Genomic DNA, 252 nt, shown 5'->3' with positions numbered 1-252 from the left:
CGACGGTCAGCAGCGCATTGATCGCGCGCACGCCGACGTCGAGCACTTTATGGATCGGCTCACGATTCAACGGATTGATCACCGGCGCGGACAGCGGCGCATCGGCGTGCGCGCCGAGCGGGCCGAGTCCGTCGAGCGGACGGCCGGACGCATCGAGCACGCGGCCGAGCAATTCCCAGCCGACCGGCAGACGCTTCGCGCCCGCCATCGGATCGGCAATCGGCGCGCTCTCCAGCGGATAGACACGCGCGC

The 252-nt window shown here is 69.8% G+C and carries 1 pseudogene; it reads right to left on the bottom strand.

The window, feature by feature from the left end:
- Nucleotides 1-252, bottom strand: a pseudogene (locus SB822_RS59145) (flagellum-specific ATP synthase FliI); the annotation flags it as partial.

This window comes from Paraburkholderia sp. SIMBA_054, from assembly GCF_046534875.1.
In the GTDB taxonomy this organism is placed as follows: domain Bacteria; phylum Pseudomonadota; class Gammaproteobacteria; order Burkholderiales; family Burkholderiaceae; genus Paraburkholderia; species Paraburkholderia hospita.
The sequence above is the reverse complement of the archived record's forward strand: the minus strand, read 5'-3'. Positions and strand labels throughout refer to the sequence as shown.